This window comes from Urbifossiella limnaea, assembly GCF_007747215.1.
GTDB lineage: Bacteria > Planctomycetota > Planctomycetia > Gemmatales > Gemmataceae > Urbifossiella > Urbifossiella limnaea.
In genome coordinates this window covers 3,319,073-3,335,961 of record NZ_CP036273.1, presented here as the reverse complement: position 1 = coordinate 3,335,961, position 16,889 = coordinate 3,319,073, and the positions used below count along the sequence as shown (strand labels likewise).

Sequence of the window (16,889 nt, the reverse complement as noted above, 5' to 3'; positions counted from 1 at the left end):
CGTCTCGGTGGTCAGTTCAAACGGGTCGTGATCCGCGTCCAGTAGGCCTCGCCGCTGCGGATGTGGCGGGCCATCGCCCGGCCGGCGGCTTTCGCGTCGGCCGCCTCCAGAGCGCGGATCAGGTCGAGGTGCTCGCGCGCCTCCACGCCGATCCGGTGGTAATCTTTCCGCTCTTCCTCCTGCTCCCACGCCACGTCGCGGAAGGCGCGGAACAGCGTCTTCAGCCGGGCGAGCTCGGCGCGGAGGAAGCTATTCCCGCAGGACGCGGCGATGGCGTCGTGCAGGCGGTCGTCCACGTCGCGGGCCTGAGTGATCGTGTCGGGTGTGGCCCCGGCCGTGACGAGCGTCTCGCTCTCGGCGCCGAGGCCGGCGAGTGTCTCGCGGTCCACCCGGCCGCAGGCGTGTCGCGTCGCCAGGCATTCGAGCGACCGCCGCACCTGGCAGACTTCGCGCACGTCTTTGGCCGTGACCCGCCGCACGACGGCCCCGCGGTTGGGCAACAAATCGACGACGCCGATGCCGGCGAGTTCGATGAGCGCCTCCCGGATTGGAGTGTGGCTGACGCCGAAACGGTGCGCGAGGGTTTGCGTGACGAGCCGGTCGCCGGCCTTGAGCCGCCCCTGGAACACATCCGTGAGCACGGCGCGCACGACCGACGGCCGGCGGCGGCCGTGGTCGAAGCCCGGTTCGGCGGAGCGCGTCGTCGGCATGCGGGAGAGCGTGCGGGAAAACGGAGTCAGGCGGGCATGTGCAGGATAACCGGCGGCCCGAACACAGGCAACCTGATTCTACAGAATCCGACCGCGACTACGGAACGCGACGTGCATCGTGCCTCACGACACGTTCCCGGGGGTCGTCCATGTCCGAGGCGCTTTACTGGTACGGTTCGATTTGGGTGGCGTTGTTCATGACGGGTATTGGTCTGCCGCCAATCCCCGAGGAGGCGGGCATCCTGTACGCCGCCGGGCTCACGGCACTCCACTCGGATGTTCGGTGGTGGGGGGCTTGGCCATCGGCCGCCCTCGGAATTCTGTCGGCCGACTGCCTCCTCTACGGCATCGGGTGGAAGATCGGCCCGAAACTGTTCGAGTATCGCTGGGTGCAAAAGGTGCTGAGCGCGAAGCGGCGTCAGCGGCTGGAGGGGCGGATCCACGAGCACGGCATCAAGCTCCTCATCATGGCCCGCTTCCTGCCGCCCGTGCGGACCGGGGTGTTCCTCATCGCCGGGGCGGCACGCTACTCGTTCACGAAGTTCCTCATCGCCGACCTGATCTACTGCGTGGTCGGGGTGGGAATCTTTTTCTTCGGCGGGGCGTGGCTGATGGACCTGCTCAAGCAGGCCGGGCACGCGGCCGTGTGGTTCGTGGCGATCCCGGTGGCGGGGTACGGCCTGTACCGGTACTTCAAATACCTGCAGAAACGGGAGGCGGGGCCGGTGTCCCCGGCTGTTGCTGCCGTCGAGGTCGCGGCGGGCGACCCGGGGGCGACGAACCCGGCCGGGGCGGTCCCTGCGATGTAAAGAAGCGAAGGCGATGCTGGAAGAGTGAAGCGCGAATTCCACCCGTTGCACCGGATGTGCTTTCGTGTGATACTCGGCGGCACCCCGCCCCGCCGCCCCGGCCCGCCGCATGAAAATCGCCCGCGTCGAGACGCACGTCTGTCACGCCCGGATGCGGAACTGGGTGTTCGTAAAGGTGGTGACCGACCAGGACGGCCTGTTCGGCTGGGGGGAGGCCACGCTCGAGTGGCACACCCGCGCCGTGGTAGGGGCCGTCGAGGACATCGCCGAGCTGGTGGTGGGCGAAGACCCGACGCGGGTCGAGCACCTGTGGCAGATGATGTACCGCCAGCACTTCTGGCACGGGCACGGCATCGTCCGCGCCACCGCCATCGCCGGCATCGACCTGGCGCTCTGGGACATCCTCGGCAAGGTGTGCGGCGTGCCGTGCGCGAAGCTGTGGGGCGGGCCGGTCCGCGACCACGTCCGCACCTACTGCCACCTGGGCGGCGGGCGGATGGAAGACTTCTACGAGACGGCCGCGGACGACGCCAAGCGCTTCGCCGACTTGGCCCGGCAGGCGGTGGCCGACGGCTACACCGCGTTCAAGTGCATGGCCGTGCCGCCGACGCTACCGCTCGACGGACTGAAGCCGATCCGCACCGCGGAGGCGGCTGTCGCCGCGATGCGTGCGGCGGTCGGCGACGGCGTCGACATCATGGTGGACTGCCACGCCCGGCCGTCGCCGGCGATGGGGCTCCAGTTCGCCCGGGCGCTCGAACCCTACGGCCTGTACTTCCTCGAAGAACCGTGCTGGCCCGAGTCGGTGGACGGGCTCGCGGCCATCAACCGCGCCGTCGTCACGCCCATCGCCACCGGCGAGCGCGTCACGAACCTGGCCGAGTTCCAGCGGCTGTTCGCGGCCCGCGCCTGCGAGGTGTGTCAGGTGGACATCACGCACTGCGGCGGCCTCTCCGAGGCGCGCCGCATCGCCGCGCTCGCCGAGGCGCACCGGATCGCTCTGGCACCGCACAACCCGCAGGGACCGGTCAGCACCGCGGCAAGCCTGGAATTCGGCTTCAGCCAGCCGAGTTACGCCATCTGCGAGACGGTGACCGAAGACGTACCCTGGCGGCGCGACGTGGTCGCCGAAGGGTTCACGATCGAGCCGAAGGGCCGGCTCGTGAAGCCGAACTCGCGGCCGGGCCTCGGCATCACCATCGACGAGACCGAGGTGAAGCGGCACCCGTTCCAGCAGGAGTTGCCGCAGCGCGTGTTCTACCCCGACGGCAGCGTCGGAGACTGGTGAGCGATGCCGAAGCGACTTGAGGGTGTGCTGGCTATCGCCCACACGCCGTTCACCGACGACGACCGCATCGACGCCGCCGCGCTGACGCGCGCCGTGGACTGGTCGTTCGCCGTCGGGGCCGACGGGCTCGGCACCGGCATGGTGTCCGAGACGCTGAAGCTCACGGCCGACGAGCGCGTCGAGCTGCCGCGGTTGCTGGTCGAGGCCGCCGCCGGGCGCGGGCCGGTGTTCGCGGCCGTCGGGGCGGAAGGGACGAAGCTGGCGGTCGCGTTCGCAGTCGCCGCGGAGCGCGTCGGCTGCGACGCCGTGATGGCCGTGCCGCCGCTGTCGGCGCGGCCCGGCGTCGAACAGCTCACAGACTACTTCCGCGCCGTAGCCGACGCCATCGCGGGGCCAGTCATCGTGCAGGATGCGTCCGGCTACGTCGGGCAAGCCATCCCGCTCGGGGTGTACGTGAAGCTCCTTGAGCGGTACGGGCCGGACAAGATTCTGTTCAAGCCGGAAGCCGCGCCGAACGGGCCGACCATCTCCGCGTTGCGCGACGCGACCGGCGGCGCAGCCCGCATCTTCGAGGGTTCCGGCGGCGTGTACCTCATCGACAGCTTTCGCCGCGGCATCGCGGGCACGATGCCCGGCATGGACCTTCTCGACGGTGTGGTCGCCGTGTGGCGGGCGCTGCGCGCGGGCGACGAGACCGCGGCTTACCGCGCGTACTTCCCCGTGTGTGCGGTCGTGAGCCTGCAACTGCAAGCGGGCCTCGACGGGTTTCTTGCGGTCGAGAAGTACCTGATGGTGAAGCGCGGCCTGTTCCCGTCCGCCCGCCGCCGCGGCCCCTACGGGTGGGAGCTGGACGCCGAGACCGCCGCCGAGGTGGACCGGCTGTTCGACCGGCTCCAGGATTTGCTCCACGGTGTGCCGTGGTGACGCGCTACACGCTGCTGGCATTCCTGTGCCTTATCACGCTCGTCGCATACCTCCAGCGGTCGGCGCTGGGCGTGCCGTCGAAGGCGATCGAGGGCGAACTCGGACTCACCCCCGAGGCGATGGGCATCGTCTGGTTCGCGTGGTACGCCGGCTACGCCGCCTTCCAGCTCCCCGCCGGCTGGCTCGCCGACCGCCTGGGCAGCAAGCCCGCACTCTTGATCTTCGCCGTGACGTGGTCCGCACTCACGGCCGTGGTCGGCTTCGCCGGCGGGTTCGTCGGGCTGGCACTGCTTTGGGGGCTGATGGGAGCCGCACAGGCGGGCATCTTCCCGTGCGCGACGAAGGCGATCGGCGCCACCTTCCCCAAAACCGAACAGGGGCTCGCGTCCGGGGCGCTCGCGTGCTTCATGGCCGGCGGCGCGGCGCTGTCGCAGGAAGTGACCGGCCGGCTGTTCGGCCCGCTGACGTGGCAGGCGGTGCTGGTCGTATACGCGGTGCCGGGCCTGGCGTGGGCACTGCTGTTCGCCGTCGCGGTGCCACGACCCGACGCCCCGCGTCCCGTCGTGAAGAACGAACCGTTTGACTGGACGCTCCTCGTCGCCGACCGCGACATGGTGCTGCTGTGCCTCCAGCAGTTGATGCGGGCCGGGGCGACGGCGCTGTTCTTCACGTGGTTCCCGCGAGTGCTCCAGGAGACGAAGCACGTCACGCCCGCGGAGTCCGGCAGCCTCGCGACGTGGCCGCTGCTCGCGGGCGTCGTCGGCGCCCTGGTCGGCGGCAGCGCGTCCGACTGGCTTCTGCGGCGGACCGGCCGCGAGAAGCTGAGCCGCTGCGGGCTCTCGGCCGTGTGCATGGCCGTGGCAGCGGTCGCGGCCGTGGCCGCCTACTTCGCCAGTGCGGCCGTCGATGTGGTGGTGCTGCTGAGCGTCGCGGCGTTTTGCGCCTACGTGGCCGGGCCGGCGGCCTACGCGGCGGCGCTGTCGATGGGCGGCACCCGCGTGGCGATCGTGTTCGCCACGATGAACATGGCCGGGAACGTCGGCGCCGGGCTGTTCCCCTACGCCGCCGGGAAGCTGGTCGGCACGGCCGGCGACTGGAACGGCGTGTACCTGCTGTTCGGCGGGATGTGCGCCGGGGCCGGCGTGTGCTGGGTGTTCCTGAACCCGGCCCGCACGCTGTACGAGGAGCCGACGTGACGACTCGCGTGACCACGCCGCAGACGCGCTGCCGGGCCGCGTTCGCCCGCGCCGACATCACTCCACCTGCGGGCATCTACCACCGCATGTGGGGGGCCGCGCTGCACGAGCGCGCCACCGGCGTCCACCGCCCGCTCGCCGCGACGGCGCTCTTGATGGAAGCCGCCGACGGACCGGCTCGACTGCTCGTCCTCGGCATCGACCACTGCCTCCTCGACGGCGCGGAGGCGGACTGCATCCGCGCGGCCGCGGCGGCGGCGGCCGGGATCGGTGTCGGTCGTGTCCACCTGGCGCTGTCGCACACCCACGGTTCGGCGTGGCTGTCGCGGTCGCGCGCGGACCTCCCCGGCGGCGACCTCATCGGCCCGTACCTCGACCGCGTCGCGGCCGTGTGTGCGGAACTGGCCGCGGACGCCGCACGGGACCTGACGCCGGCGACGATCGTGTACGGCTTGGCGAAGTGCGACCTCGCCCGCCACCGCGACTACTGGGACGCCGCGACCGAGCAGATCGTGTGCGGCTTCAACCCCGCCGGCCCCGCCGACGACACCGTGACGCTTGCCCGCGCCGTGAGTGACAGCGGGGTGACACTCGGCACGGTGGTGAACTACGCCTGCCACCCGACGACGCTGGCGTGGCAGAACACGCTCGTGAGCCCCGACTACGTGGGGGCGATGCGCGAAGTGGTCGAGCGCGAGACCGGCGCGCCGTGCCTGTTCCTCCAGGGGGCGTCCGGCGACCTGGGCCCGCGGGAGGGCTACGTCGGCGACCCGGCGGTCGCGGACCGCAACGGCCGGCGGCTGGGGTTCGCGGCGCTGTCCGGGCTCGAAGCACTGCCGCCGCCGGGGACCGTGTTCGCTTACACCGGCCCGGTCGTGTCCGGAGCGACCCTCGGCACCTGGGCGCACCGGCCACAAAGCCCCGAGGAGGCTACCAGTCAGGCGTCGTTCGGCGGGGCGCAGGACGTGGTGCCGCTGCCGTACCGGCACGACCTGCCGACCCGCCCCGCGACGGAGGCCGAGTTGCGGAAGTGGCGGGACGCGGAGGCGACGGCCAGCGCGGAAGAGAACACCGAGCGCGTCCGCGAGGCGCGGGCGCACGCCGAGCGGATGACGCGGCAACTCGCCCGACTGGCGGCGCTGCCGGCGGGGCCGACGTACCCGTACCGCGTCGGCGTGTGGTCGCTCGGCGGGGCGTGGTGGGTGTTTGCCGCGGGTGAGCTGTACCAGTGGTTCCAGGTCGAACTGCGGCGCCGCTTCCCCGGACGGGCCGTGATCGTGGCGACGATCTGCGACGACTGGCAGCCGGGGTACGTGCCCCCGGCGGCGGCGTACAGCCACGTCATCTATCAGTCGGAGATCGCGGCCGTGGCCGCGGGAAGTTTGGAGACGCTGCTGGAAGCCGTGGCGGGGATGATGAACGTCATCGACGGCGTTCACCCGTCGTCGATGCGCGGGTGACCGTCGTGGGGCCGGTTTCCACCCGGCCGGGTCAGGCCGGGGGGGGTGGAAACCGGCCCCACGACGGTCACCCGCTCGCCGTAGGCGGCCCGCAGGTTCGCCGGCGTGAACGCCTCCGCGACCGGGCCGGACGCCACCACCCGCACGTTTAGAAGCGTCACCCAGTCGAAGTACGCCGGCACGGTGTTCAGGTCGTGGTGCACCACCACCACCGTCCGGCCGCGCGAGCGCAGGTCGCGCAGGATGTCGATGATGGAGCGCTCCGTCACCGCGTCCACGCCCTGGAACGGCTCGTCCATCAGGTACACCGGCGCGTCTTGCACCAGTGCCCGCGCCAGGAACACCCGCTGCTGCTGCCCGCCCGACAGCTGGCTGATCTGCCGCCCGGCGAACCCCGCCATGCCGACGCGGCCCAGCGCCTCCGTCGCCTCCGCCCGCTCCTTCGCCCCCGGCCGGCGGAACCAGCCGAGGCGGCCGTAAGTGCCCATCGTCACCACGTCGAGCACGGTCGTGGGGAAGTCCCAGTCCACGGTGCCACGCTGCGGGACGTAGGCGACCAGCCGGTCGCGAGCCGAGTACGGCTTCCCCTGGACCAGCACCCGTCCGGCGACCGGTTTCAGCAGGCCGAGCATGGCGCGGATGAGCGTCGTCTTGCCGGCCCCGTTCGGGCCGACCACGCCCATCAGCACGCCGGCCGGCACCGTCAGGTCGATGTCCCACAGGACCGGCTTCTCGCCGTAGGCGACGGTCAGGTCGTGAACGTCGATCGCGGGGGGACTCTCAGGCGCGGGGACCGTGGGCCCATGGGACGGCCCGCAACCCGACCGCTCGGCGGCAACATCCGGCGACCGCATCACAACCGCACTCCTAGTTCGCAAGGGCGTCCACGATCACCTTCACGTTATGCCGCACCATGCCGGCATATGTGCCGCCCGGCGTGCCCGGCGCGCCGAGGGCGTCCGAGTACAGGGCGTTGTCGCCGCCGACAAGCCGCACGCTGTGGCCGTACTTCTTGCGGGTATTTTCGAGCACCGCTTGAAGGCCGTCGTCGCGGATCGACGTTTCGGTGAATACGGCCGGGATGCGGTTCGAGCCGAGGAAGTCGGCCAGCCGGTCCAGGTCGGCGGTGCCCACCTCGCTGGCCGTGCTCACGCCCTGTAACCCCCGTACCTCGACGCCGTACGCCTGGCCGAAGTAGCCGAAGGCGTCGTGGCCCGTCACCAGCACGCGCCGCTCCTTCGGCAGCCTCCCCAGCGCCGCGCGTACTTCGCCGTCGAGGACGTCGAGTTCCTTGCGATACGCCTCGGCGTTCGCCGAGTAGGTGGCGGCCCCGGCCGGGTCGAGCTTCGACAGTTCCGTCTGCACCGGACCGATCGTTCCGGCCCACAGCTTCACGTCGAACCAGACGTGCGGGTCGTGTTCGCCGCCGTCGGTGTCGGCTGCGCGAAGTTTGTCGGCCGGCAGGTCGCGGGTGACGGCAAAGGCGCGGAACCGGCGGCGCGACTTCTCGAACGTGTCCGTCATTTTGCCTTCGAGGTGCAGACCGTTGAAGAGGACGAGGTGCGCCCCTTCCAGTTTGGCCCGGTCGCCGGCCGTGGGGATGTAGCGGTGCGGGTCCACGCCCGGCCCCATCAGCACGTCCACCGTCACACGGTCCCCGCCGACGTGCTTCACGAGATCAGCGACGATCGTGGTGGTACACACGACCTTCACGGGCGGCGCGGTGAACTCGGGCGGTCCGCCGCCGCCGCATCCAGCGACTACACCACAGCCCAGCACAAGCAACCAACGGGCGAGGGACATCAGCACTCACTCGTGGGCGAGAAGCACAGACTAATCAATGCTGTTAGTCTAGCCGAAACTCCAACTGAAGGCAAGCCGTTGCTTGAAACCCGTCCCGCCCGAGCAACTCGTGAATACACTTGCGGGGTGTCGGCATCGCACCCCCGTCCGCGGCTGTCCATGAACGTACTGGTGATCGGCAAGGGCGGCCGGGAGCACGCCCTGGTCTGGAAGCTGAAGCAGTCGCCGCGGCTGGGGAAGCTGTTCTGCGCGCCCGGCAACGCCGGCACGTCCCGCGACGGGGCCGTGAGTGTGGCCATCGACCACACCGAGACGGACAAGCTGAACCGCTTCTGCGCCAAGGAGCAGATCGGCCTCGTGGTGATCGGCCCCGAGGACCCGCTGGCCGCCGGCCTCGCCGACTTCCTCCGCGACAAAGGGTACAAGGTGTTCGGCCCGTCCAAGGAGGCGGCGCGGGTCGAGGGGAGCAAGGTGTTCGCCAAAGAGTTGATGCGCCACGCCGACGTGCCGACCGCCGACTTCCGCGTGTTCGACCACCCCGACCCGGCCCGCGCCTACGTGCAGAGCCGCGACTACCCCGTGGTGGTGAAGGCCGACGGCCTCGCGGCGGGCAAGGGCGTGGTGGTGTGCAAGGACACGCTGGAGGCGCAAAAGGCCGTCGAGCGAATCATGGTGCGCGACGAGTTCGGCCGCACAGCCGGCCGGCGGATCGTGGTCGAGAAGCGGCTCGACGGCGAGGAAGTCAGCGTGCTGGCGCTGGTAAGCGGCCGCACCATCCTTCCACTGCCGCCGTGCCAGGACCACAAGGCCGTCCACGACGGCGACAAGGGGCCGAACACCGGCGGCATGGGCGCGTACTGCCCCGCCCCGATCGGCACGCCGGAGTTGCTGAAGGAGTTGGAGGACCGCGTGTTCGTGCCGACGGTCCACGCCATGAAGCGCGGCCGCTTTCCCTTCCAGGGGGTGCTGTACGCCGGCATCATGATGACGAACCAAGGCGTGCGGGTGCTGGAGTTCAACGCCCGCTTCGGCGACCCCGAGACGCAGCCGCTACTGATGCGGCTCAAGACCGACCTGCTCGACCTACTCGAAGCCGTGGCCGACGAGCGACTCGACCAGTTCGACGGCAAGATCGAGTGGGACGCCCGGCCGACCGTGTGCGTGGTGCTGTGCTCGGGCGGCTATCCCGGCAAATACGACACCGGCAAGCAAATCCTGGGCATCGACGAAGCCGATGCCCTCTCGGGAGTGAAGGTGTTCCACGCCGGCACCAAGCTGGACGTCAAGGGCCGCGTCCTGACCGACGGCGGCCGGGTGCTGGCGGTCACGGCGCTGGGAGACGACCTGCGGGCGGCGAAGGCCAGGGCCTACGAGGCAGTGAAACTCATCAGTTTCCCCGGGATGCACTTCCGCACCGACATCGCGGACAAGGCGCTGAAGAAGAAGTGACGGCGATCCCCGCACCCAATCCCGTCCGGTTCCCCTCGAATAGAGTGTGAGGGCGGGGCCGCGTGGGCGGTATCCCCTCCCGAGGGGAAACACCCATGTTCGGCTCACTGCGGCTCGGCAAGTTCTTCGGCATCGACACGTACGTCCACGGCACGTTCTGGCTGCTGCCACTGTTCGTGCTCGTCGGCGGCGTCGCCGGTGGGAACGTGAGCGGGGCCGCGGGCGAAGTACTGTTCCTGTTCTCGCTGTTCGGCTGCGTCGCCCTCCACGAAGTCGGCCACGCCCTCGCCGCGCGCTACTACGGCGTTCGCACCCGCGACATCACGCTCTACCCGATGGGCGGTGTGGCCAGCCTCGAACGGATGCCCGAGAAGCCGGGGCAGGAGGTGGTGATCGCGCTGGCCGGGCCGGCGGTGAATCTCGCCATCGCGGCCGGCATCTTCGTCGGGCTCCTCGGCGGCGGCGTGGCCTTGCCCGGCTCGTTCGACCCCAGCGCCCTCGACGCGGTGGACGGCTTCGTCGTCCGGCTGATGCAGGCGAACCTGTTCCTGCTGCTGTTCAACCTGATCCCGGCGTTCCCGATGGACGGCGGCCGCGTGCTGCGTGCCGTGCTCGCCACGGGAATGTCTCGCCTCGACGCGACGAAAGCCGCGGTCGGCGTCGGCAGCGTGCTGGCGGTGGTGGGCGGCGTGTACGGCCTGATGGCGGGCCACTTCATGCTGACGTTCGTGGCGGTGGTCGTGTTCCTGCTCGGCCACGCCGAGCTGGCCGCCGTCCGCGCCGAGGACAGCCGCTGGCGATGGGGCCGGTCCGGCGAAGACGGCGGCGCGATACGTGTGATCGACGTGCGGCCCCACGAGACGTTCAGCGGCTGGGTGTGGGACGCCCGCCGCCGGGCGTGGGTGGAGTGGCGCGACGGCGTCGCCGTTCGAGAAATCTTGAACTGAGCAGAGAAAGCCCGCCGGCCGCGACCGGCGGGCTTTCTGCGTTCGGCCTCAACCCGCGCGAACTCCCGCGCCGATACAATCGTTACGGTCCGTACCGCCGCCCCGGTCGGGAAGCCGACACCAACCCCGGGTGGCCGATGACCGTCGAGACGCCGCCCGCCCCGCCGAAGCCGCCCGACGCGGACGTGCTCCCGATCGGCGGCCCGATCGCTACCGCGCTCGTCGGCCTCGGCGACTGGACGCTCTTCTCGACCCGCGCCATCTCGGGCATGTTCCGCCGCTCGTTCAGCGGCCGCGAGTGGCTCCGCGTCGCCGTCGACATCGGCCTGAACAGCCTGTCCGTGGTCATCATCACCGGGCTGTTCATCGGCATGGTGCTGGCGGTGCAGACCTACAACCAGTTCCACACCGTCGGCCTCGAAACGTCGCTCGGGGCGGTGATTCACCTGTCCGTGGTGCGCGAACTGGGCCCGGTGCTGTCGTCGGTGATGCTGGCCGGCCGCGTCGGCGGGGCGATGGCCGCGGAGCTGGCGACGATGCGCGTCAGCGAGCAGCTCGACGCCCTGGCGTGTCTCGGCGTCGACCCGGTGAAGCACCTCGTGGCCCCGCGGTTCCTCGCCTCGCTGCTGATGATCCCGATGCTGACCGTGTTCGCCGACGTGGCCGGCCTGGTGGGTTGCACCATCATCTGCCTCCACGTCTACGGCATCGACACGCATCACTACTGGGAGCACTCGCGGAACTACGTCGGCGTGTGGGACGTGTTCGTCGGCGTGGCCAAGGCGTTCGTGCTGGGCGGCGTGATGGCGCTGATCGCCTGCCACCGCGGCTTCCACAGCAAGCCCGGGGCGGCGGGCGTCGGCCGGGCCGCGACGCAGGCGTTCGTGTTCTCCTTCGTGTCGATCATCGTGCTGGACTTCGTGCTGTCGATGTTTGCCAACAGCGTCCACGACATGATCTGGCCCGACGCCAAGTCGAAGGTGATATGACGTGGCCGACCCGCTCATCCGACTCCGCGGCGTGTCCGTCCGGTTCGGCCGGCACGCGGTGCTGCGCGACCTGAGCCTGTCGGTCGAGCCACATCAGACCGTGTGCGTGATCGGCGAGAGCGGCTGCGGTAAGACGGTGACTTTGAAGCTCCTGGTCGGCCTGCTGAAGCCGACCACCGGCGACGTGCTGTTCGAGAACCGCAGCGTGTCGGACCTTGGCGAGTCCGAGCTGACGAAGATGCGGCTGCGGATGGGCTTCCTGTTCCAGCAGGCGGCCCTGTTCGACAGCCTGACGGTGTTCGAAAACGTGGCGTTCGGCCTCCGCGCGAAGGGCGGGTACGCCGAGGCCGACATCCGCAGTCGGGTGCGAGACCGGCTGACCGAAGTGGGGCTCACCGAGGCCGCCGAGCCGAAGATGCCGGCCGAACTGTCCGGCGGGATGCGGAAGCGCGTCGGCCTGGCGCGGGCGCTGGCCCTCGACCCGGACGTGATGCTGTACGACGAGCCGACCACCGGCCTCGACCCGATCATGACGGACGTGATCAACGAACTCATCCTCCGCACCCGGAGCCGCCGGCCGGTGACGAGCATCGTCGTGACGCACGAGCTGCGGACGGTCCACAAGGTGGCCGACCGCGTGGTGATGCTGGAGCCCGTCGGCCGGCTGAAGGCGGACGAGCCGCAGGTGCTGTACGACGGCCCCCCGGCGGGGCTGGCGACCGCGACCGACCCGCGTGTTCGTGAGTTCGTGGAGGGCGACGCCGCCCGTCGGATCGGCGCGGAGGAGTAGCTCCCGGGGGTTCGTGGCCTTCCTGTCCACCGGTGCAACGTGGCAGAGCAGAAGATGCGGATGCGGCTCGGGCTGTTCGTCGGGGCGACGCTCGTCGTCCTCGCGGTGCTCGTCGTGTTGTTCGGGAAGGCGCCGCAGCTGTTCGCCACGAAGCTGAACTACACCGTGCTGTTCCCCGAGGCGCCCGGCCTGACGCAGGGCACGCCCATCCGCAAGTCCGGCGTCCGGATTGGCGAGGTGAAGCAGATCGACCTCGACGCCGCCACCGGCGAGGTGCGGGTGCACATCACCGTGGACCCGAAGCACCCGCCGCGGACGAACGAGGCGCCGACCATCACCCGCGGCCTCCTCAACGGCGACACCGCCCTCGACTTCCTCCCGAAGCTCGACACCGCCGGCCAGCCGCTGCCGCGCGGCGACGACATCCCTCCCGGTAGCGAGATCGCCGGCGTGCCGCCCATCACCCCCCGCAGCCTGCTGACTCCGGCGTCCGGCGTGCTGTCGTCGGCTCAGCAGTCACTCGACCGCGTCGTCGCGTCGTTCGAGAAGATCGAGCGGGTCGCCCCGCAGCTCGAAAAGACGTTGCGAGAGTACGAACTCCTCGGCCGGGACGTGCGCGCCTTCATCCCCGAGGTGCAGAAGACCAACAAGGCGATTCAGGACTTCGTCGGCGGTGCCGAGAACCCGGCGCCCCCGCCGGGCGCCATCTCTGCGCTCGGCCCGCCGATCGACAGGGCTGAGGCGGACAACCTGCGTAACACACTCCGCGACATCCGGTCACTCGTCGCCACCGTCCGCCCCGCGGTGGACGAACTCCGCGGCAGCGTGAAGCGGATTGAGCCCGACGTGGCCGGTGCCGCCAAGGCGGCGCGGGAGGCGCTGGAGTCGGTCAATCAGGTGCTTTCGCCCGAGAACCAAAAGGAAGTGACGGCCCTCCTGAAGAACCTGAATGCCATCGGGCTGAACATCCTGAAAGTGTCCGGCGGGCTGCAAGCCGTGTTGGACGAGACGGAAAAGACGATCCGGAACTTCGACACTCGCACGTCTGCGGTGCCGGACGCGATTACCGAGCTGCGCGGGGTCGTCCGGCCGTTCGCGGCGCGGTCGGAGGCATTGACGAAGGACGTCGCCGAGACGGCGGCGTCGCTCAACGCGGTACTGACCGACGTGCGGGGCGTGGTGCAGGCATTCGCCCGCGAGAACGGCACGGCGCAACGACTGCTGACCGACCCGACGCTGTTCAACAACGTCGACGCGGCCGCGGCGTCACTGGCCCGGGTGCTGGCACGGGCGGAGCGGATCGCCGGCGACCTGGAGGTGTTCGCCGACAAAGTAGCACGTCGCCCCGAGTTGATCGGCGTGGGTGGCGCGGTCCGCCCGAGCAGCGGGCTCAAGGACTCGCCGTTCGCACCCACGCCGGTGCCGCCCGGGCTGCCGGCCTACCGCCCCGACTGGCCGCCCGCGGTGCCCGCGACCCGCCCGGCGCCGGACGGCGGCCGCGGTCCGGTGCAGGGCTACCGTCCCTGACCGCGTCACTTGGGAGGGTCGAATCCTCCCTCCTCGATCCGCTCCGGGAACTCCCATCCCTCGACTGCCCACTCCTCCAGTGGCAGCGGCAGCGCGCTCTGCCGGTACTCGATACGCCCCGGCACCATCAGGCCGTCGGTCGCGCGATGGTCGCGGAGCGTGAACACTTTGTCGGTCGGCTTCGTGTTCCCGGGCTCGACCTGTGAAAAGCCCACCTGAAGCAGCAAGCCGGACTTCTCGTCGAACCACAAGGTGAAGACCGGCGTGCCCGGTGCGGCCGCGCGGATCACGTCGGCGGGCTGGCCGTTCAGCAGCAACTTTTTGGCGTCGAACACGACCGTGCGGGAGTCGGCGAGCGGGACCAGGACGGCCATCCAGTGCCGCCCGACCGACTCGGCCGCGATCGCCGCCTCGGGCGCCTTGCCGTCGGCGAATTCGACCGGCACCGCCTTCCCCTCGGCGATACGACCCACCCACAGTACCGGCCGCCGGAGGCGGACGAGCGTCTTACCGAACCCCGAGTCGGAACCGAACTCGTCGGTCTGGGCCAATCGGTCGGGCCAGACCGCTTCGACGAGGCGCCGCGAGGGGACTGGGCCGTTCGGCCCCATAACCGTGCCCTTCATTCTCAGGCGGTTCACCTTCGCCCGCTCGACGCGCGCCGGGTTGCCGTCGGTGGCCGCCTTGACGGCGCGCCCCACGACCGCGACGGCGGCCGGCTCAGACTTGTCCGGCACGGCGACAACCGCAGTAGCACCCGCCTGGCCGGTGTTTTCCGGGACGTGCTGGGGTAGCGACTTTTCGGACCCGCCGCATCCTGTGTTGAACGACATGACGGCCGCGGCCGTGACGAACAGGACCGACACCCACACGCCGCGCATCGTCGTGCCCCCCCGCCGGAAACCGGACCTACGTGTCCGTTCTACCCGGTCGGGCGGGCGGGCGTCTATTTCAGGACGCGGCGGGCGTGGGGCGGGACCGCACCCGGGGTTCCGGGCGCGCGGCGTCGGGGGGCGGGGCGAGGGATTCCGGTTGTCCGGCCGCCGCAGGGAATGTGGCACGGAACACCGAGCCCTCGCCGGGGGTGCTCTCAACCTCGATCGCACCGCCGAGCCGCTCGACGTACTCCTTGACGATCGCCAGCCCGAGCCCGGCGTGGACGCCGGTCGCGGTGCGGGAGGCGTCGGCCCGGTAAAACCGCTCGAAAATCTTGGCCCGCACCTCGTCGGTCATGCCGATGCCGGTGTCGCGCACTTCGAACACAACCCGCCCCGCGTCCGCCCGGACCGCCAGTTCGACGCGGCCGCCCGCGCGGTTGTACTCGACCGCGTTGTGCAGCAGGTTCATCAGCACTTCACGAAGCCGGTCGGGGTCGGTGTCGAGCTCAGCAGGGCCGACCGCGGACAGCGTGAACGACAGCCCGTGGGCCTCTGCCAACGGGCGGATGACGACGGCACAACTGCCGGCGAGTTCGGTCGCGTCCACCCGGCTGACGGCACCGCGCGCGGTGCCGGCGTCGAGGCTGGCGAGCGTCATGATCCGCTCGACGAGTTGGCCGAGTTGTTTGGCGATGCCGCGGCAGTCTTCGAGCGTGGCCCGGTACTGCTCCGGGGTGCGCGACTTCCGCAGGGTCACGTCGATGGTGGCGAGGAGCGACGCGATCGGCGTGCGGAGTTCGTGGGAGATGTCGGCCACGGCATCCTTCTCCCGGGCGAATGCGGCCCGCAGTTGGTCGAGGGTCTGGGTCAGTCGGGCGTGGATCGGGGCGAGTTCGACCGACAGCGCCGCCGACGAGACGGGGAGGGCGAAGTCCTTCTCCGAGACGCGACTGACGGCGTCCGACAGTGTCCGCACCGGGGCGAGCCCGCGGGCGACAATGAACCACCCGCCGATGACGAGCGCCAGGAACGACCCGACGGCGATGGCGGCGAGGCGGGTGCGGAGCTTGGTCAGTTCCTCCCGCGACTCGGAGTGGACGCGCACGATTTCCTGGTCCCGCTCGGCGGCCGCGGCGACGAACCGGCTGTCGAGTTCCGCCTGCGGCCGCGCGGCATGGACGAAGACGCGGAGCCAGAAGTCGGGGCGGAAGGCCCGCGGGCTCGGGCCGATCGGGGGGTAGAAGAACGAGGTCGCACGCGCCCCCGCGCCTGAGGAGTACGACTGATTCTCGTGCCATACGGGAATGAGCAGCGGTCGTGACCCCTGCGGAGTGACCGCGGTCCACACGACGGCCCGCCGGAATACCCCCTGACCCTCGACACGAACTTCGTCGGCGGGGAGAAGTTCACGTTCGGAGTCCTCCACGCGCGCCAGGTCGAGCGGCAGGTCGTGGTGGAGGCGAGCCGGGCGGACCGTGCCGATCGCCTGCCAGGGCCGGCCGGGGTAGTCGGCAACGACGTGGAACTGGTAGTAGCCCGTGTGATCGCCGCCCTCCACGAACGGCCGGTGCAGCATCTCGGGTATCTGCACCCGCGTCGCCGTGCGCGGCGAGGCGAACGAAATCCATCCCGGGCTCCACGCCCTGTGGGTCGCGGACGCCGCCTCCGCGGTCGGCAGCCAGTTCCCGGCTGCGGGCGGTTGCAGCATCAGGGCGGTCACACGACGGAGGTACTCGCGGCCGTCCTCGTCGGGCGCCTTACCCGGGAAACTCGGGCGGGGTTCGATGCCCTTCAGCTCGGGTGGAGACTTCGGCTCCGGCGGGCCCTTCCCCCCTGGCCGCGGTTGGTCGGGCGGGCGGAACCGGCCCCAGGCCTTGAAGAACGTGCGGTTCAGTTCCCCGGCCAGGCTCCGGGCCTCCTGCACGAGTTCCGCGTCGAACTTGGCTTGGGCTTCGAGTTTGCGGGCGTCGAACGCCGCGGTGATCCGGTTCGACTCCGACTCCTCGCGGGCGCGGACGGCCCCCACGGCGTAGCGGTCCACGAACGCCGCGATCAGCCCGAGGGCCACGGCGAGCAGCAGGAGGAAGTAGCCGAGGAGCGACCGGCGGATGGAACGCAT

The 16,889-nt window shown here is 70.5% G+C and carries 15 protein-coding genes; 10 read left to right on the top strand and 5 right to left on the bottom strand.

Translation table 11 applies throughout. The features are described from left to right. Positions 1-11: 11 nt before the first annotated feature. Complete coding sequence (locus tag ETAA1_RS13655; RefSeq protein ID WP_145239032.1) at positions 12-710, bottom strand: GntR family transcriptional regulator; 699 nt, start codon at positions 708-710, stop codon at positions 12-14. 149 nt (positions 711-859) lie between these two features. On the opposite strand from ETAA1_RS13655, the gene ETAA1_RS13650 reads away from it, so the two are divergent. The 5 genes from ETAA1_RS13650 to ETAA1_RS13630 all read left to right on the top strand — a co-directional run bounded on the left by ETAA1_RS13650 (position 860) and on the right by ETAA1_RS13630 (position 6,387). Further along, positions 860-1,519 (top strand): DedA family protein, encoded by a 660-nt coding sequence (locus ETAA1_RS13650; protein ID WP_145239029.1) that lies wholly within the window; start codon positions 860-862, stop codon positions 1,517-1,519. A gap of 109 nt (positions 1,520-1,628) precedes the next feature. Beyond that, the gene (locus ETAA1_RS13645; protein WP_145239026.1) at positions 1,629-2,807 is read left to right on the top strand and encodes an enolase C-terminal domain-like protein; all 1,179 of its coding nucleotides are present in this window, start codon (positions 1,629-1,631) and stop codon (positions 2,805-2,807) included. A gap of 3 nt (positions 2,808-2,810) precedes the next feature. Then, on the top strand, positions 2,811-3,731 hold the full coding sequence (locus ETAA1_RS13640) for a dihydrodipicolinate synthase family protein (RefSeq protein ID WP_145239023.1): 921 nt from the start codon (positions 2,811-2,813) through the stop codon (positions 3,729-3,731). Continuing rightward, positions 3,728-4,927 carry an MFS transporter gene (locus ETAA1_RS13635; RefSeq protein WP_202920876.1) on the top strand — a complete coding sequence of 400 codons (1,200 nt, stop codon included), beginning with the start codon at positions 3,728-3,730 and terminating at the stop codon, positions 4,925-4,927. Before ETAA1_RS13640 ends, ETAA1_RS13635 begins: the two co-directional genes overlap by 4 nt. Next, on the top strand, positions 4,924-6,387 hold the full coding sequence (locus tag ETAA1_RS13630; RefSeq protein WP_145239017.1) for a hypothetical protein: 1,464 nt from the start codon (positions 4,924-4,926) through the stop codon (positions 6,385-6,387). The genes ETAA1_RS13635 and ETAA1_RS13630 overlap by 4 nt, the downstream gene beginning before the upstream one ends. Here the strand turns inward: ETAA1_RS13630 and ETAA1_RS13625 are convergent. Both ETAA1_RS13625 and ETAA1_RS13620 read right to left on the bottom strand, forming a co-directional pair. Continuing rightward, the gene (locus ETAA1_RS13625; RefSeq protein WP_145239014.1) at positions 6,363-7,241 is read right to left on the bottom strand and encodes a metal ABC transporter ATP-binding protein; all 879 of its coding nucleotides are present in this window, start codon (positions 7,239-7,241) and stop codon (positions 6,363-6,365) included. The genes ETAA1_RS13630 and ETAA1_RS13625 overlap by 25 nt on opposite strands. Before the next feature lie 13 nt (positions 7,242-7,254). Then, on the bottom strand, positions 7,255-8,190 hold the full coding sequence (locus tag ETAA1_RS13620; RefSeq protein ID WP_145239011.1) for a metal ABC transporter solute-binding protein, Zn/Mn family: 936 nt from the start codon (positions 8,188-8,190) through the stop codon (positions 7,255-7,257). Between the two features lie 159 nt (positions 8,191-8,349). Here ETAA1_RS13620 and purD point away from each other — a divergent pair, with 159 nt between their 5' ends. The 5 genes from purD to ETAA1_RS13595 all read left to right on the top strand — a co-directional run bounded on the left by purD (position 8,350) and on the right by ETAA1_RS13595 (position 13,892). Further along, positions 8,350-9,639 (top strand): phosphoribosylamine--glycine ligase, encoded by a 1,290-nt coding sequence (gene purD / locus ETAA1_RS13615; RefSeq protein ID WP_145239008.1) that lies wholly within the window; start codon positions 8,350-8,352, stop codon positions 9,637-9,639. A 95-nt stretch (positions 9,640-9,734) separates the two neighbouring features. After that, positions 9,735-10,586 carry a site-2 protease family protein gene (locus ETAA1_RS13610; RefSeq protein ID WP_145239005.1) on the top strand — a complete coding sequence of 284 codons (852 nt, stop codon included), beginning with the start codon at positions 9,735-9,737 and terminating at the stop codon, positions 10,584-10,586. 137 nt (positions 10,587-10,723) lie between these two features. Beyond that, positions 10,724-11,575: an MlaE family ABC transporter permease gene (locus ETAA1_RS13605; RefSeq protein WP_145239001.1), complete on the top strand. Its 852-nt coding sequence runs from the start codon at positions 10,724-10,726 to the stop codon at positions 11,573-11,575. 1 nt (position 11,576) lies between these two features. Continuing rightward, positions 11,577-12,365: an ABC transporter ATP-binding protein gene (locus tag ETAA1_RS13600; protein WP_145238998.1), complete on the top strand. Its 789-nt coding sequence runs from the start codon at positions 11,577-11,579 to the stop codon at positions 12,363-12,365. A gap of 39 nt (positions 12,366-12,404) precedes the next feature. Further along, positions 12,405-13,892 (top strand): MlaD family protein, encoded by a 1,488-nt coding sequence (locus tag ETAA1_RS13595; RefSeq protein ID WP_145238995.1) that lies wholly within the window; start codon positions 12,405-12,407, stop codon positions 13,890-13,892. 5 nt (positions 13,893-13,897) lie between these two features. On the opposite strand, the gene ETAA1_RS13590 is transcribed toward ETAA1_RS13595, so the two are convergent. Both ETAA1_RS13590 and ETAA1_RS13585 read right to left on the bottom strand, forming a co-directional pair. Then, a complete protein-coding gene (locus tag ETAA1_RS13590) occupies positions 13,898-14,773 on the bottom strand; it encodes a hypothetical protein (protein ID WP_145238993.1) in 876 nt (291 codons plus the stop codon). 70 nt (positions 14,774-14,843) lie between these two features. Continuing rightward, positions 14,844-16,889, bottom strand: a complete 2,046-nt coding sequence (locus ETAA1_RS13585; RefSeq protein ID WP_145238989.1) for a sensor histidine kinase — start codon at positions 16,887-16,889, stop codon at positions 14,844-14,846.

What these genes read in the sequence shown, in the direction of transcription:
- ETAA1_RS13655 (WP_145239032.1), bottom strand. Translation starts at nt 710, where the DNA reads ATGCCGACGACGCGCTCCGCCGAACCGGGCTTCGACCACGGCCGCCGC.
- ETAA1_RS13650 (WP_145239029.1), top strand. Translation starts at nt 860, where the DNA reads ATGTCCGAGGCGCTTTACTGGTACGGTTCGATTTGGGTGGCGTTGTTC.
- ETAA1_RS13645 (WP_145239026.1), top strand. Translation starts at nt 1,629, where the DNA reads ATGAAAATCGCCCGCGTCGAGACGCACGTCTGTCACGCCCGGATGCGG.
- ETAA1_RS13640 (WP_145239023.1), top strand. Translation starts at nt 2,811, where the DNA reads ATGCCGAAGCGACTTGAGGGTGTGCTGGCTATCGCCCACACGCCGTTC.
- ETAA1_RS13625 (WP_145239014.1), bottom strand. Translation starts at nt 7,241, where the DNA reads ATGCGGTCGCCGGATGTTGCCGCCGAGCGGTCGGGTTGCGGGCCGTCC.
- ETAA1_RS13620 (WP_145239011.1), bottom strand. Translation starts at nt 8,190, where the DNA reads ATGTCCCTCGCCCGTTGGTTGCTTGTGCTGGGCTGTGGTGTAGTCGCT.
- purD (WP_145239008.1), top strand. Translation starts at nt 8,350, where the DNA reads ATGAACGTACTGGTGATCGGCAAGGGCGGCCGGGAGCACGCCCTGGTC.
- ETAA1_RS13610 (WP_145239005.1), top strand. Translation starts at nt 9,735, where the DNA reads ATGTTCGGCTCACTGCGGCTCGGCAAGTTCTTCGGCATCGACACGTAC.
- ETAA1_RS13605 (WP_145239001.1), top strand. Translation starts at nt 10,724, where the DNA reads ATGACCGTCGAGACGCCGCCCGCCCCGCCGAAGCCGCCCGACGCGGAC.
- ETAA1_RS13590 (WP_145238993.1), bottom strand. Translation starts at nt 14,773, where the DNA reads ATGCGCGGCGTGTGGGTGTCGGTCCTGTTCGTCACGGCCGCGGCCGTC.
- ETAA1_RS13585 (WP_145238989.1), bottom strand. Translation starts at nt 16,889, where the DNA reads ATGCGTTCCATCCGCCGGTCGCTCCTCGGCTACTTCCTCCTGCTGCTC.